Source organism: Streptomyces sp. NPDC048565 (assembly GCF_040650935.1).
In the GTDB taxonomy this organism is placed as follows: Bacteria; Actinomycetota; Actinomycetes; order Streptomycetales; family Streptomycetaceae; genus Streptomyces.
In genome coordinates this window covers 27615-41408 of sequence record NZ_JBEZIH010000016.1, presented here as the reverse complement: position 1 = coordinate 41408, position 13794 = coordinate 27615, and the positions used below count along the sequence as shown (strand labels likewise).

Annotated in this window: 11 protein-coding genes; 6 read left to right on the top strand and 5 right to left on the bottom strand. The window is 72.1% G+C overall.

What is annotated here, in order from left to right; all coding sequences use genetic code 11:
- Positions 1 to 61: 61 nt before the first annotated feature.
- A complete protein-coding gene (locus tag AB0C75_RS20105) occupies positions 62 to 901 on the bottom strand; it encodes a formylglycine-generating enzyme family protein (protein WP_362892820.1) in 840 nt (279 codons plus the stop codon).
- Positions 902 to 1370: 469 nt separating this feature from the next.
- Between AB0C75_RS20105 and AB0C75_RS20100 the strand changes: the two genes are divergently transcribed.
- From AB0C75_RS20100 to AB0C75_RS20085, 4 genes are all read left to right on the top strand, one after another.
- Entirely contained in the window at positions 1371 to 2039 is a 669-nt protein-coding gene (locus AB0C75_RS20100) for a hypothetical protein (RefSeq protein ID WP_362892599.1), read from the top strand.
- A gap of 166 nt (positions 2040 to 2205) precedes the next feature.
- A complete protein-coding gene (locus tag AB0C75_RS20095) occupies positions 2206 to 2898 on the top strand; it encodes a class F sortase (RefSeq protein ID WP_362892597.1) in 693 nt (230 codons plus the stop codon).
- Between the two features lie 112 nt (positions 2899 to 3010).
- Positions 3011 to 3406 (top strand): hypothetical protein, encoded by a 396-nt coding sequence (locus AB0C75_RS20090; RefSeq protein ID WP_362892595.1) that lies wholly within the window; start codon positions 3011 to 3013, stop codon positions 3404 to 3406.
- A gap of 343 nt (positions 3407 to 3749) precedes the next feature.
- A complete protein-coding gene (locus AB0C75_RS20085; RefSeq protein ID WP_362892593.1) occupies positions 3750 to 8267 on the top strand; it encodes a HEAT repeat domain-containing protein in 4518 nt (1505 codons plus the stop codon).
- Positions 8268 to 8271: 4 nt separating this feature from the next.
- Here AB0C75_RS20085 and AB0C75_RS20080 read toward each other — a convergent pair whose 3' ends face one another.
- On the bottom strand, positions 8272 to 8904 hold the full coding sequence (locus AB0C75_RS20080; protein ID WP_362892591.1) for a DNA polymerase ligase N-terminal domain-containing protein: 633 nt from the start codon (positions 8902 to 8904) through the stop codon (positions 8272 to 8274).
- Between the two features lie 238 nt (positions 8905 to 9142).
- Between AB0C75_RS20080 and AB0C75_RS20075 the strand changes: the two genes are divergently transcribed.
- Both AB0C75_RS20075 and AB0C75_RS20070 read left to right on the top strand, forming a co-directional pair.
- Entirely contained in the window at positions 9143 to 10063 is a 921-nt protein-coding gene (locus AB0C75_RS20075) for a glycoside hydrolase family 16 protein (RefSeq protein WP_362892589.1), read from the top strand.
- A gap of 54 nt (positions 10064 to 10117) precedes the next feature.
- The gene (locus AB0C75_RS20070; protein WP_362892587.1) at positions 10118 to 11110 is read left to right on the top strand and encodes an aldo/keto reductase; all 993 of its coding nucleotides are present in this window, start codon (positions 10118 to 10120) and stop codon (positions 11108 to 11110) included.
- A gap of 9 nt (positions 11111 to 11119) precedes the next feature.
- Here AB0C75_RS20070 and AB0C75_RS20065 read toward each other — a convergent pair whose 3' ends face one another.
- The 3 genes from AB0C75_RS20065 to AB0C75_RS20055 all read right to left on the bottom strand — a co-directional run bounded on the left by AB0C75_RS20065 (position 11120) and on the right by AB0C75_RS20055 (position 13750).
- Positions 11120 to 12355 (bottom strand): serine/threonine-protein kinase, encoded by a 1236-nt coding sequence (locus tag AB0C75_RS20065; protein ID WP_362892585.1) that lies wholly within the window; start codon positions 12353 to 12355, stop codon positions 11120 to 11122.
- Positions 12356 to 12556: 201 nt separating this feature from the next.
- On the bottom strand, positions 12557 to 13246 hold the full coding sequence (locus AB0C75_RS20060) for an HAD family phosphatase (protein ID WP_362892584.1): 690 nt from the start codon (positions 13244 to 13246) through the stop codon (positions 12557 to 12559).
- Positions 13247 to 13270: 24 nt separating this feature from the next.
- On the bottom strand, positions 13271 to 13750 hold the full coding sequence (locus AB0C75_RS20055; protein WP_362892582.1) for an Lrp/AsnC family transcriptional regulator: 480 nt from the start codon (positions 13748 to 13750) through the stop codon (positions 13271 to 13273).
- Positions 13751 to 13794: the final 44 nt, after the last annotated feature.

Here is a 13794-nt window from a genome sequence, read left to right as displayed (position 1 = left end):
CCACGCGATTTTTTAGTCAATGACCCGGAAAAATATTCATGTTGCTGCAATGACGGCGGGGTCAGTCCGTGCGCACAGACCGGAAGCCGAGGTTCCCCGTGGTGCTGTCCGGGGTGTTGCGGGTACGGGCGGCCACCCGGTACCGGTTGCAGTACGAGCGGTGGCACAGATAGGAACCGCCCCGCATCACCTTGGACTCGCCCGCGGACGGGCCGCGCGGATCGCTCCGGCGCACCGTCGGATGTGCGGTGCTCCACCAGTCCTGGCACCACTCCCAGACGTTGCCCGCCATGTTGTACAGACCGTGGCCGTTCGGCAGGTAGGCATCGACCGGGGCTGTCCCCGTGTAGCCGTCGTCGGCGGTGTTCTTCGTGGGGAAGTGCCCCTGCCAGATGTTGCAGCGGTGCTCCCCGCCCGGCGTCAGCTCGTCGCCCCACGGGTAGCGGGCCTGCTCCAGGCCGCCCCGGGCCGCGTACTCCCACTCGGCCTCCGTCGGCAGCCTGGTGCCCGCCCAACGGCAGTACGCGCGTGCGTCGTTCCAGGAGATGTGCACCGCGGGATGGTTCCCGCGGTCCTCGATCCCGCTTCCGGGTCCCTCGGGTGCGTTCCACCGGGCGCCCTCCACCCCGCACCACCAAGGAGTGGCGTCCGGACGGCCGGCGCCGCGCCGGAGCGCGGCCGGGAGGAACCCGGCGAAGACGTACGACCAGCCGAACCGCTCGGCCTCCGTGACGTACCCGGTGGCCGAGACGAACGCCGCGAACCGCTCGTTGCTGACCGCGTGCGCGTCGATGTGGAAGGCGGAGACCCGCACCTCGCGGACCGGGCCCTCACCGTCGTCCCGGAACCCGTCCGGATCCTCGGAGCCCATGAGGAACGACCCGCCGGGGAGCAGGACCATCCCGTCGGCTGCGCGCTTCGCGTCGGCTGTCCCTTTCGCGTCGGCTGTCCCCTTCGCTCCGGGCGTCCCCTTCGTGTCGGACATCCCCTTCGCGCCGGGTGGCTGAGGGGTGTCACGGCCGGGGGCGGCCTGGTCGGAGGGAGTGGTTCCGGACAGGCCGTCAGGCCTCCCGCGGCCGGGGGAGCAGCAGCCGGCCGGTGCGATGTCGTTCATACCGCGATCCTACGAGCACCGAGGCCCCCCTACACGGATGATCGTCACCGCCCAAACCTCGTCACGGCGTGGCGTGCCGTCCAACGGGTGACATCTGGCTCCCTGTCACACGATGAGCCCACCCCGTCCCTCGAATGCGGCCTCCCCGAGTGGTGAGCCTCCGGATTTCGACTGACGGTGGATCACGTCGCACCCGTGATCCGAGGAGCCGGCAACCAGCCGGCCAGCGCGGGGGTGGCGAAAGGACTGTGTATCCATGCGCTCTACCCGCACCCTGTTCGCATCGGCCGCCGTCACGGCGGTCCTCGCGGTCTCCGTTCCCGCCGCATACGCCGTGACCTCGGCGGACGACTGGAGCAAGGACAGCGGTTCCTCCGCCGGCAGCAACGACAGCCACGAGAAGTCGGACTCGGGGAAGTACGCCAAGCCCGAGGGCGGTGTGCACGCCGGTGGCGGCGCGCTGGCCGGTCTGTCGTCCGATGACTGGCAGAAGGACAAGGAGTCCGGCTCGGACAGCGAGAAGGACTGGAAGCACGACAAGCCCGAGGGTGGCGTCCACACCGGTGGCGGGGCGCTCGCCGGTCTGTTCTCCGATGACTGGCAGAAGGACAAGGAGTCCGGCTCGGACAGCGAGAAGGACTGGAAGCACGACAAGCCCGAGGGTGGCGTCCACACCGGCGGCGGGGCGCTCGCCGCCGTGTCGTCCGACGACTGGCAGAAGGACAAGGAGTCCGACTCGGGCTCCGGTGACAGCGAGAAGAACTGGAAGCACGAGAAGCCCGAAGGCGGCGTCCACACCGGCGGCGGAGCGATGGCGCTCTCCGGCAGCGGCCTGGCCGCCGGTTCCGTGCTGATGCTCGGTGGCCTCGGCGCCGTCGCGTACAAGCTGCGCCGCCGTAACGCCTCGGGTGCCGCGGCTGTCTGACAGGTGCCCCGCACCGCTGAATGAATCCTGTCGTGGCCGCCGCCCTCCTCCGGGCGGTGGCCGCGCCGATTTTCCCGTACGGCCCGCCCCTGTGCCGCCCGCCCGTATCGCCCGTCCCTCCCGTACAGCCCACCCGTCACTCCCGTACGCGAAAGGCAGCACGCGCATGGCCGCCCCGCAGCAGTCCGAACCAGATTCCGCCGCCTCCCCTGCCCTCGGCCGTTCTCTGCTCTGGCCCGTCGCGGCGGTGGGGCTCGGCTTCCTCCTCGTCTACAACTCCTTCGACGCCTCGGCCGGAGTCCCGCCGGCGCCCTCCGTGGTCTCCCTCCCCGCGGCCTCGGCCACCGCGTCGCTCGCGCCGACGGCATCCTCGTCCGCCACTTCGCTCGGGCTGCCCGCGTCCGATCCCAGGCGGATCTCGATCAAGTCGATCGCGGTCGACGCGCCCTTCACGCCGCTGTCGATCGGTTCCTCCGGGCAACTGGACGCGCCGCCCGCGAACGACCCGAATCTCGTGGGCTGGTTCAAGGACGGCGCCACCCCCGGTGAGCGTGGGACCTCGGTGGTGGCAGGGCATGTCGACACCAAGACCGGCCCCGCGGTGTTCCTGCTGCTCAGCACGCTCAAGGCCGGAAATTCGGTCGACATCACCCGTCAGGACGGCGCCACGGCCACCTTCAAGATCGACTCGGTCGAGACCTTCAGCAAGGCGGACTTCCCGAACGACCGGGTGTACTCCGACAACGGAACCGCACAGCTGCGGCTGATCACCTGTGGCGGCGTCTACGACAAGAAGAAGAAGGACTACAAGGACAACGTGGTGGTGTTCGCCCACCTTGCCTCGGTCAAGAACTCCTGAGGGCCTCCGGCACCTGGCCGTGTCCGCGGCTTGCCTCTGACGTAAGGGTGAGGGCTTAGCGTCTGCGTGCTCCGGCCACCCGGGCCCGGAGCACGCAGACGAGGAGTCCGCCATGACCGCGTCCCCGGCCCTGCCCCGTACGTCCCGCGAGGTACAGCTCACGGCCGTACCCGACGGCCTGCCGCGCCCCGAGCACCTGCGCGTCGTGGCACAGCCGCTTCCACGGCCGGGGGAGGGGGAGGTGCTGGTCCGCAACACGTACTTCCAGGTCTTCCCCGCCCTGCGCACCCTCATGGGGGGCGGGGCCGAGGGCGCCGGTCGAGCTCGACACGTTCCAGCTGGTCGTCAGGCGGATCACTCTGCGGGGGGATCACCGGGCAGGACCACCAGGAGGTCCACGCCGAATGGATCCGGACATTCGGCGGATGGCTGCGCTCCGGTGGGATCACCTTTCCGCATGTACGGATCGCGGGCATGGACAAGGCCCCTGCCGCGTCGCACGCGTTGATGGCCGGACAGCATCTCGGCACGGTGGTGGTCGAGGTGTAGGGCCGGGACTTCACAGCGGCACACGGGGGTGGAGATGCGGATCGGTGACGCCGCGGCGGCAGCCGGGACCACACCGAGAGCGCTTCGGTTCTACGGGGAGCGAAGGCGAGCCGAATCCCGGGGTCGCCGCGCGGAGGCTGGCCGTGCTCGACGCGGAAATCGCCTGCCTGACCCGGCTGCGCGAGCAATTGGCGGCCCGGGTCGGGACGGTGGAGCAGCTCGCCCCGCTGTCACGGGTGAGGCCGTAAACGGCGACCGTAAACGGGTGGGGCCGTAAACGGGTGAGGTCGTAATATCCGACGGTGACGAGGACCCCCGCGGACGCGCGGCCACAGCAGCGGTATCCGGACCTCTCCGAGCTCGGGCCGCTCGTCCGGCACACGGACCGGCGTACGCGGTATCAGGGGCTCACCCACCTCGCCGATCGGGCGGCCTCACCCCGGCTGCCTGCCGGCGAAGCGGCCGAGCTGGCGGGACTGCTGCCGCGCGACCTGCCGCAGTCGCCGGACGAATCGCTCCTTCTGGCCCAGCTGTACGCGCGCCTCGGAGCCCACCTCCCGCACCGGCGGCTGCCCGCGTGGCGTACGGCTCCGCTGCCGGCACGGGTGAGGATCGCCTGGCTGCGCGCCGAACTCCTTACGGACCCTTCGACGTTGCGGGACGAGCGGCCGGGCGAGCCGCTCTACCAGGCCGTGCGCGGCATCGACGCACGTGACGCGCACCGCCCGGACCTACTCGTGGCCGAAGCCCTGGACAGCCGGGACGCCGTCCTGCGCACGGAGGCGGTCCGGCTGATCAGACAGGGCCTGCACGCCGGTCTGCTTGCGCCCGGCCTTGCCAGGGACCATCTGGCCGGGCTGCTCGTCGCGGACCCTGACGGCGCTGCCGCCGCTGCCGCAGCCCTGGAGGAACTGGCCGAACCCTGGGCGGCGACGGGCCCTCTTCCCGCGGCACGTTTCGCCCCGTATCTCGACCCGGACCACCCTGCACCCGTGGTGGCACTCGCGCTCACCGCGGCGGCCCGGCACGGGCACGGTGCACTGCTGCCGGGCATGGCCGCGAACCCCGCCGCCCCTCCGGCGGCCCGGCGCCTCGCCCTGGAACTCCTCGGTGACCTGGCCGAACGTGGTGACATCGGCGCGATCCTGGACATCGCCGCCCAGGACCCCCTGCTGCTCGGCGGACCCGCGGTGAGCTGTCTGCACGGGCTCCACCGGCGCGGGCACTTCCCCGACGCGTCCCAGGCACCGGCCCTCATCGGCCTGGCGCTGGCCGATCACACGATCGACGTCCGCACCGTCGCGACGATCCTCTACACCTGCCGCCACACGGTCCTCGACCTGCTGGCCGGGGCCGGAGCAGGAGACGGCGACGACAGGGACAGGGGCAGGGACGAGGGGATGCCGCGCCGGCTCGCCCTGCTCGTCGCGCTCGCCGGGCAGGGGACGGGGGACCTCCCGGTCGGGGCGGCCGTCACCCGCCTGCTCCCCTTCGCGCGCGTACCCGTGCCGTTCCTCGACGCCATCCGTGAACTGCGTTACGCGGACGCCGAGGAGGCAGTGCTCGCCCTGCTGCCCGAGGCTCCGGCCGCGGCCCTCGCCACGCTCGAAGCCATCGGCGGAGACCGTACGGTCGCGGTGCTGACCGACGCGCTCGGCCCGCACACCGACGGCAGCGGAATCGCGTCGTTCCTCCGCCCCGTGCACCACCGGGCGCTGGAACTCCTGTGGCAGCTGAACACCGATCCGGACCTTCGGCGCCACCTCATCGCCCGGGTGGATCCCGCGGCGCTGCCACCCGTCGTCGCAGCCGGCCTGGGCGCACCCGACGAGCGTGAACTGGCCCTGCTGACCGCAGGTATCGAGCCGGGCGATCCGGTGCTGGCACTGTGCGCGCTCACGGCCCACGGCAGCGCCTGCGTCCTGCCCGCCGTCACCGGTCTGCTGCTGCGGGTCGTGAGCGAACTGTCGGCGTCATGGGAGGCGGTGGAGACGGGCCCGCGCCCGGAACCCGCCCGCGCGGCGGAACCCATCGTTCCACAGGAGGCCGTGGACGCGGTACGCGGTCTGGGCGGACGCCTGTACGAGCGGCGCAGCATCAGGCCGTCCTGTCTGCTCGGTGCCCGCAACAAGGGAGAGGCGGGTGACGCGCTGCTGGCCGGCATCGTGCTGGACCTGCTGGACCGGCCGGAGCTGCCGGCCCGTCAGCAGTCGGTCCTGCTCGAAGTCCTGCGGCGCGCACCGTCCGCGCGGGTCCGCCCCCGTGTGCACCGGCTGCTGCGCCACCGTGATCCGCATGTACGCAAGCACGCGATCGCACTCCTGGCGGCGGGCACGGAGCGCACGGAGCGCGAGGACGCGCAGGCGCTTTCGGCCACGCTGATCGCGCTGACCCGGGCCGATGACATCCAGACCGTACGGCAGGCGCTGCTGGCGCTCGCCCGGGCGGAGGCCCGCTGGGCCTGCCCCGCGATCGCCGCGCTCCTTGACCACCCGACCATGAACATCAGGAAGACCGCCGCGGCGGCCCTGGCACGCGCCGGGACACCGGCCGCCGTGCCCGGCCTCCTGCGCGCACTCGGCCGCAACGACAACCCGGGCCTGCGCACCGGGCTCGTCACCGCACTTCGGGCGGTGCTGGGCGATGCCTGTACGGCCACGCTCCTGGCCGCCACCGCAAGCTCCCAGGCCCCCCGCGAACGCGCGCTGCTACTACGAGGCCTCGACGGCGCGCTGGCCTACCGCACGGTCACCGCGCTGGCCGACCAGGGCTCCCCGGTCGTGCCCGACCTGCTCAGGGCGGTGACCGACGGCCTGATCGCTCTCGGCGGGGGGAGCGCAGCCGATCTCGGGGACCTGGTGCCGGGGCACGGAACCGCCGGGTCCGGTCGCCCGCAGGACGGGGACGCGGACTCCTGGGCCGCCGTGCTCGTCGGCCACGGCTGGAGCGTCCCGGCCGCCCTGCGCGTCGCGGACGGCTCTCGGACTCTGCCGGCCCAGCGCCTGAGGGAGCTGCGGCCGATGCTGGCGCACTGGCTGCGGCTGGCCCGGGACGTACCGGACGAGGCCAGGGACCGGGTCATCGGCCTCGTCCTGCGACTGTGCCCCGCGCCATGGTCGGCCGAGGAGCTGGAGAACCTCGCGGATCACGCCCGGCTGCTGACGGAAGGCCTCGCCGGTGAGCGGGAACACCGGCCAGAGCTCCTTCGCGTGCTCCAGGCCGTGGCGCCCGGACTGCCCGGCGCGGACCGCATGGCGCTCGCCGACGCCGTACGCGCCATGTCTCCTCCTCACCATCTGTGGGCGCTGCGGCTGCTCCGGGCCTGCGACACCGTGCTGGGCAGGGGCGATCTGGACGCGGCCCTGGCCGCCGCCCGCCTCGACCCCGATGTGACGGAGGCCGAAACCGCCGTACTGCGTGAGGTGTTCGGCATGCCCGAACCGCTCACGCCCGACTCCGCGGCGCGGGAGTGGCGGGCAGCTCTGCGCTCCGCCCTCCGCACCCGCCACGCCCTGGAGGAGTTCCGGCGCAGGGGCCCGCAGCCGCCGGACTCCCGGCTTCGCCTCTCGGCCCTCATGGCCGCGTACGCCGACGCCGGCGACGAGGACGTGCGCACCCTCCTCGTCGACTGGATGGCGGACCTCCAGCCGCTCGGCACACCCCCGTGGACGCTCGCCGAGACCACAGGACCGGCTTCAGGAACCGTACGCGCCGACAACCAGGGCCGGCCTCGTTCCGCCGCCCTGCGCACCCGGCTGCTGGACCTGCTGGAAGCGCCCGACGCAGCCCGCAGGGCCGACGCAGCCCGGCAGCTCCTGGACTGGCCGGAACCGGGGACCGCACGCGCGGTCCTCGACACGTACCTCAGGGGGCGGATCCCCCCGCCGGCCGGGGGCTCTCTGGCTCGGGCGCTGGCAACCGTCGATCCCGCGGAGCTGGACGGCGGAGACGTCGTGCCCGCCCGGGTGGTGCTCCTCGCCCGTCAGCTGGGCCCCTGGGAGCTGGTGCCGTTGATCCCGCTGCTGCTCGGATGGTGGGAGCAGGGCACCGCGGACCTGCGGAGGGAGGCAGGCCACGCCCTGCGGGCGGCGCCTGCCGAAGTGCTGGCCGGGTACCTGCTGCCCCGGATCGAGGAGGGTGCCTGGGGCCTCTTGGACCTGCTGGCGGGCCGGCGGCTGCTGGGCACCCCCGACAGGACGAGGCTCCGGGAGCGGCTGCGCGCCGAGGGGCGCGACGACCTGGCCGAGGGGCTCGTCCTGGACCAGGGGATGGGCCCGGCCCGGCGTACGACGCCTCCCGTCGCGGCGGTCCACCGTCCGGGACGGGCGGAGCTGCTGCGCCTGGCCCGTACGGGCGGCCCGGAACAGATACGCAGGGCACTGACCCGCCTCACCGAGGAGCACACCGGCGGCCTGGACCAGGACCTGACTGAGCTCATAGATGAGCTGCTGAAGCATTCACGGCCCAAGGTCAGGCTGCACGCCCACCGGACCTCGCGCGCCCTCCTCGACCGGCCGGTCCATCTGTTCCACACCACCGTCCTGCTGGACGACCCGCAGTCGGACATCAGGCGGATGGCCATCAGGACACTCAGCCGCGCCGGGTGGGAGCCCGCCGTTCCCGCGTTGGTCGCCCTGCTCGACCACCCGCACCCGCTGGTGCGCCAAGAGGCCGGGGCGGGGCTGCTGTTGATGGGGGCCGCCGCGATTCCCGCGCTTCGGCACGCCGTCGGTGGGGCGCGTCCCGACCGACGATCCCGCTACGCCGTCGTCCTGGAGCGGCTCACCGCGTCCGACGACGGTGGGCCGCCCGTGCCATGAGCGCTCAGTGGGCGGCGCCCTCCCGCTCGGCCACGGCGACCTGGCGCAGTGTGCGGCCGGTGCGCGCCGAGCGGGCGTGGTAGGGATCGGGGGTGCCCGGCCTGTCGTGGACGGCCAGCCGGTCGTTGGCCTTGATCAGCAGCCAGGCCTCGGGGCCCGGGGTCCCGTCCTGGTCGTCGATGCGGAAGCGGGTGAGTGCGAACTCCCCGTGCAGCTTGGCCCCGTCGAGCCGGAACGTGGCGTGACCGCGCTCCAGGGACTCCGCGAACGGGACGGGCGCCCCCGCGAGGTCGTGGCTGGTCGGGCTGTAGATGCCCTGGTCCCAGACGATCACGGTGCCGCTGCCCTGCTCGTCCCGTGGAATGACACCTTCGAACTCGCGGTACTCCAGGGGGTGGTCGTCCGTCGGCACGGCCAGCCGTTTGTCGCTCGGGTTGTCGGAGGGGCCACGCGGCACGGCCCAGGACTTCAGGACGCCGTCGACCTCGAGGCGGAAGTCGAAATGCATGCGCCTGGCGTCGTGGATCTGCACCACGAAACGCCGTGTGCTGTCGCTGTCCACGCCTGATCCTTCCGCCGGGATGCGTCGGACGATGCGCGCCTGCCCGGTCGGGCCGCGCGAGCCCGCACAGTCCATGTCTCCACTGTGCGGCCGTCGGCCACACGCCGCACGGCGGCAGTCGTACCGGGTCCGGTGCGAAGGGGCCATGACTTGTGCCCGTACCCGTCCGGTCTGGACCAGATCCTTGACGGACCTACGAGCACTGCCTTAAATCAAGTGTTGAAAGATACGTCCGGGGTAAGCGCGTCACGCGTTCATCTCTCGGCGGATCTGTCATGCGCATGACTGTCATCCCCCCACCTGAAATGAAGTGATGACTGTGCCTTCCCCCCACCGCAGGGTGCGCCGTCTCTCGAAGAGGCGCCGCACGACTCTGTACGCCGCTCTCTCCCTGCTGTGCTGTTCCGTGGTCATGACCGCGCTGCCCGCCGGCGCATCGGCCGCACCCGACACGCAGACGGGCGCCTCCTCCACGGCTGCCCGCTCGGCGCAGGCCGTGGCGTTCTCCGACGACTTCGACGGACCCGCGGGTTCCGCCGTCGACAGCGCCAAGTGGCTGACGGAGACCGGCGACAACGTCAGCAACCACGAAGGGCAGTACTACACGGCGGGCACCGACAACGCCGCACTCGACGGCGACGGCAACCTCGTCATCACCGCCCGCAAGGAGAACCCCGCCAACTACCAGTGCTGGTACGGGACCTGCGAGTACACCTCGTCCCGTCTCAACACCTCGGGCAAGTTCACCTCGACGTACGGGCACGTCGAGAGCAGGATGAAGATCCCGCGCGGCCAGGGCATATGGCCCGCCTTCTGGATGCTGGGCGCCGACATCGGTGACGTCGGCTGGCCCAACAGCGGTGAGATCGACATCATGGAGAACGTCGGCTTCGAACCCGGCACCGTCCACGGCACCCTGCACGGTCCCGGCTACTCCGGCGCGGGCGGCATCGGCGCCGGCTACAGCCTCCCCGACGGGGCCGCCTTCGCCGATGACTTCCACACCTTCGCCGTGGACTGGGCCCCCGACTCCATCACCTGGTCCGTCGACGGCACCGTCTACCAGGAGAGGACGCCCGCGGACCTCAACGGCAACGACTGGGTGTTCGACAAGCCGTTCTTCCTCATCCTCAACCTTGCCGTCGGAGGCGACTGGCCGGGCAACCCGGACGGCAGCACCAGCTTCCCGCAGGAACTCGTCGTCGACTACGTCCGTGTGACCACCGGCGACTGAGCGCGGACGCCGGCCGGGGGCACCCACTGCCGCCGGCCGGCGTGCCGACGTAGCATGATCTGCATGGAGCAGCGAACACTCGGCAGGACCGGCCGTGACGTATCGGTCGTAGGACAGGGCACCTGGCAGCTGGGCGGGGACTGGGGCGAGGTGCGGGAGGCCGACGCCTTCGGCGTCCTCGACGCCGCGGTCGAGTCGGGAGTCACCTTCTTCGACACCGCCGACGTCTACGGCGACGGCCGCAGCGAGCAGCTCATCGGCCGCTATCTGAAGGACCGCCCGGACGCCGACATCTTCGTCGCCACCAAGATGGGCAGGCGCGCCGAGCAGCTCCCGGAGAACTACGTCCTGGACAACTTCCGCAGCTGGAACGACCGTTCGCGCACCAACCTGGGCGTCGACACCCTCGATCTCGTCCAGCTGCACTGCCCGCCCACGGCCGTCTACTCGTCCGACGCCGTGTACGACGCCCTGGACACGCTTGTCGCCGAGCAGCGGATCGCCGCGTACGCGGTGAGCGTGGAGACGTGCGCCGAGGCCCTCACGGCCATCGCCAGGCCCGGCGTCGCGAGCGTCCAGATCATCCTCAACCCGTTCCGCCTCAAGCCCCTCGACGAGGTCCTTCCCGCCGCCGTGGCCGCCGGGGTCGGCATCATCGCTCGCGTTCCGCTCGCCTCGGGGCTGCTGTCGGGCAGGTACACCGCCGACACCGTCTTCGCTCCCGAGGACCACCGCACGTACAACCGCCACGGCGAGGCCTTCGACCAGGGCGAGACCTTCTCCGGCATCGACTACGCGACCGGTGTGGCAGCCGCGGCCGAATTCTCCGAGCTCGCTCCCGAAGGCGCCACCCCCGCGCAGACCGCTCTGCGCTGGATCATCCAGCAGCCCGGAGTCACCAGCGTCATCCCCGGTGCTCGGTCGGTGGAGCAGGCCCGCGCCAACGCGTCGGCCGCCGCTCTCCCGCCGCTCCCGCAGAGCACCCTCGACGCGGTGCGCGACCTGTACGACCGACGGATCCGCGCGGAGGTCCACACCCGCTGGTGAGCCGACGGCTCACTCGTCCCCGTCGTTCCCGCCGTCCCCGTCCTGATCGGCCGGCGCGGGCGATTCGAGCCCCGCAGTCGGGGTGGAGCCGGGATCCGGGGTGTCCGCCGCCCCGGTGTCCGGTGCGAAGAGGATCGTGCCCAGATACACCGCCGCCAGGAAGGCGACCGTTCCGGCCACGGCGCTCGCCACGCGCGGACGGCGGCGGATGGCCTCACTCGTGCTGATCCGGCGCGTCGTGGCCGACCTCGTCGCCGACCTGGACGCCCGGGGCGCGGGAGCGGCCCTTCTGCGGCCGGTGGCCTGCGGCAGCCGGTACGTCGACGCCCCCTGGACGGCCGGGGCGCCGGGGGCCGGTGCGGCAGCGGACGGGGCCGGCCGCGGGGCTGTGGGCCGTGCGGCGGCGGCTGTGTGCTGCGGCAGTGGCTCGGGCCGCCCCCGCCAGGCATCCGTACGGAACCAGTCGGAGACCTGCTGGGCGCTCGGCCGGTCCTCGGGCTGTTTGGCCAGCAGACCCAGCAGATACGAATCGAAGGCGGGGGAGACGTCCACCCCCCGCTGTCTGACCGGCACCGGAGGCGTGTCCACGTGCTGGTAGAGCGTCGCGGTAGCCGTGTCCGAGCGGAACGGCGGCTGCCCGACCAGCAGTTGGTAGACGACACAGCCCAGCGAGTACATGTCCGACGCGGAGTCGGCCGTCCGCCCGAGGGCCCGCTCGGGGGCCAGATACAGGCTCGTACCGACGATATGGCCGGCCGTGGTCAGCGCCGTCGACGGGTCGTCGACGAACTGGGCGATGCCGAAGTCCCCGATCTTCACCGACCCGTCGGCGTCCAGCATCAGGTTGCCGGGCTTGATGTCCCGGTGGACGATGCCCTGCCGGTGAGCCGCGGCCAGACCTGCGGCGGCCTGGCCGGCGATGAGCGCGACCTGCTCGGGGTGGACCGACTCCTGCGCCTCCAGCAGATCCCCGAGGCTCCGGCCCTCGACCAGCTCCATCACCAGGAAGAAGCGGTCCTCCCAGGACCCGAAGTCGAACACGGCCACCAGATGAGGATGGCTCAGGCGCGCGGCCGTCTGCGCCTCCAGGCGGAAGCGCGCGGTCGACGAGGCATCGGCCTGGTCGCCCAGCAGCAGCTTCACCGCCACGGCCCGCCCCAGGACTTCGTCCGTGGCGCGCCACACCTCGCCCATACCACCACGGCCGATGGGGGATATCAGCCGGTACCGTCCAGCAACCAGCACCTGTGCACACCAATCTCGAATTATGGCCCGCTCCGACTGCCGCGGCGGCGACCTCATCGGGCTCATCGCCTCGGTACGGTGCGTGGGGGTGCGCGGCCTGATCAGGATATCTGTCCCCCGGGGCTCCGGTCGCCCGGCCCGAGCCCCGGACGTGCAATCCGGCCAATCGGTGGTCAGGACCGGCCTGTTCTCACCCGTCTCTCACTCACGGGCGAGCCAGTCGAGCACGGCAGCGGCGGTGAACTCCTCCTGCCCGCCCGGGAACAGCAGGTCCGCCTCCCCGAACACCGTCCCGTCCGCCGGGGCCCGGTTGTCGGGTATCGCCACACAGCGCATTCCCGCCGCTCGGGCGGCCCGGATCCCGGGGACCGCGTCCTCGAGAACCACGCACGATTCCGGCGCCACACCGAGCCGTCCGGCGGCCTCCAGGAACACGTCGGGCTCCGGCTTGCCGTGCGCCACCTCGTCGGCGGACACGTACAGGGGCAGGTACGCGTCCAGGCCCGTGACCGCGAGCGTGACCTCGATGGCCGCCCTTGACGACCCCGAAGCCACCGCCAGCGGCACCCCGTCCCCGTGCAGACGCCCGACGAGGGCGCGCATCTCGGGGAAGGCGGTGGTGGAGGTGCCGGCCAGCTCCAGATACAGGGCGTTCTTGCCGGCCAGCAGTTCGTCGACCGGCGCCTCGATCCCGTGCTCCTCCCGCAGAGCGGTGAGGGTCTCACGGGTGCTGATCCCGATGAAGCGGCTGTGGTCCTCCCAGCTGAAGTCCCGCACACCGTACCGGGCGAGGAGCCGGCGGCCCGCCTCGTAATAGTTCGGCTCGCTGTCGACGAGGGTACCGTCGAGATCGAAGAGGACGGGCGGAGCGGGGAGGCGCGGGGTCTTCATGGCCTCCAGCATGCCCGACGGTGCTCAGCCGGGGCCCGTCGCCCGCCCCACCGCCTCGACCAGCGGCAGGACCCGGTGAGCGACCCGCTCGCGCAGGGCCACCTCGGTCCGGGTCCTGACCACGCCGGGCAGCTGGATCAGCCGCTGGATCAGGTCCTCCAGATGTCCGTTGTCACGGGCCACCACGCGCGTCAGGAGATCGCCGCCCCCGGTCGTCGAGAAGGCCTCGATGATCTCGGGGACGGCGGCGAGCGCGTCACCCACCTCGTCCAGATGCCCCTGGGTGACCTCCAGGTGGACGAAGGCGAGCACCGGGTGGCCCAGGGCCGCGGGGGAGAGTGCGGGGCCTGTGCCCGTGATCACGCCGGCCCGCTCCAGGCGGTCCATCCGGGCCTGGAGCGTGCCGCGTGCCACACCGAGGATGCGCGCGTACTCGCGAACGCTGGTGCGCGGCTGCTCGATGAGCAGCCGGAGGATGCGGGTGTCGAGGGCGTCCACCGCCATGTCCGGCAGCTCTCCTCCAGGCTCGGTGATCGGTCGCCCGACTT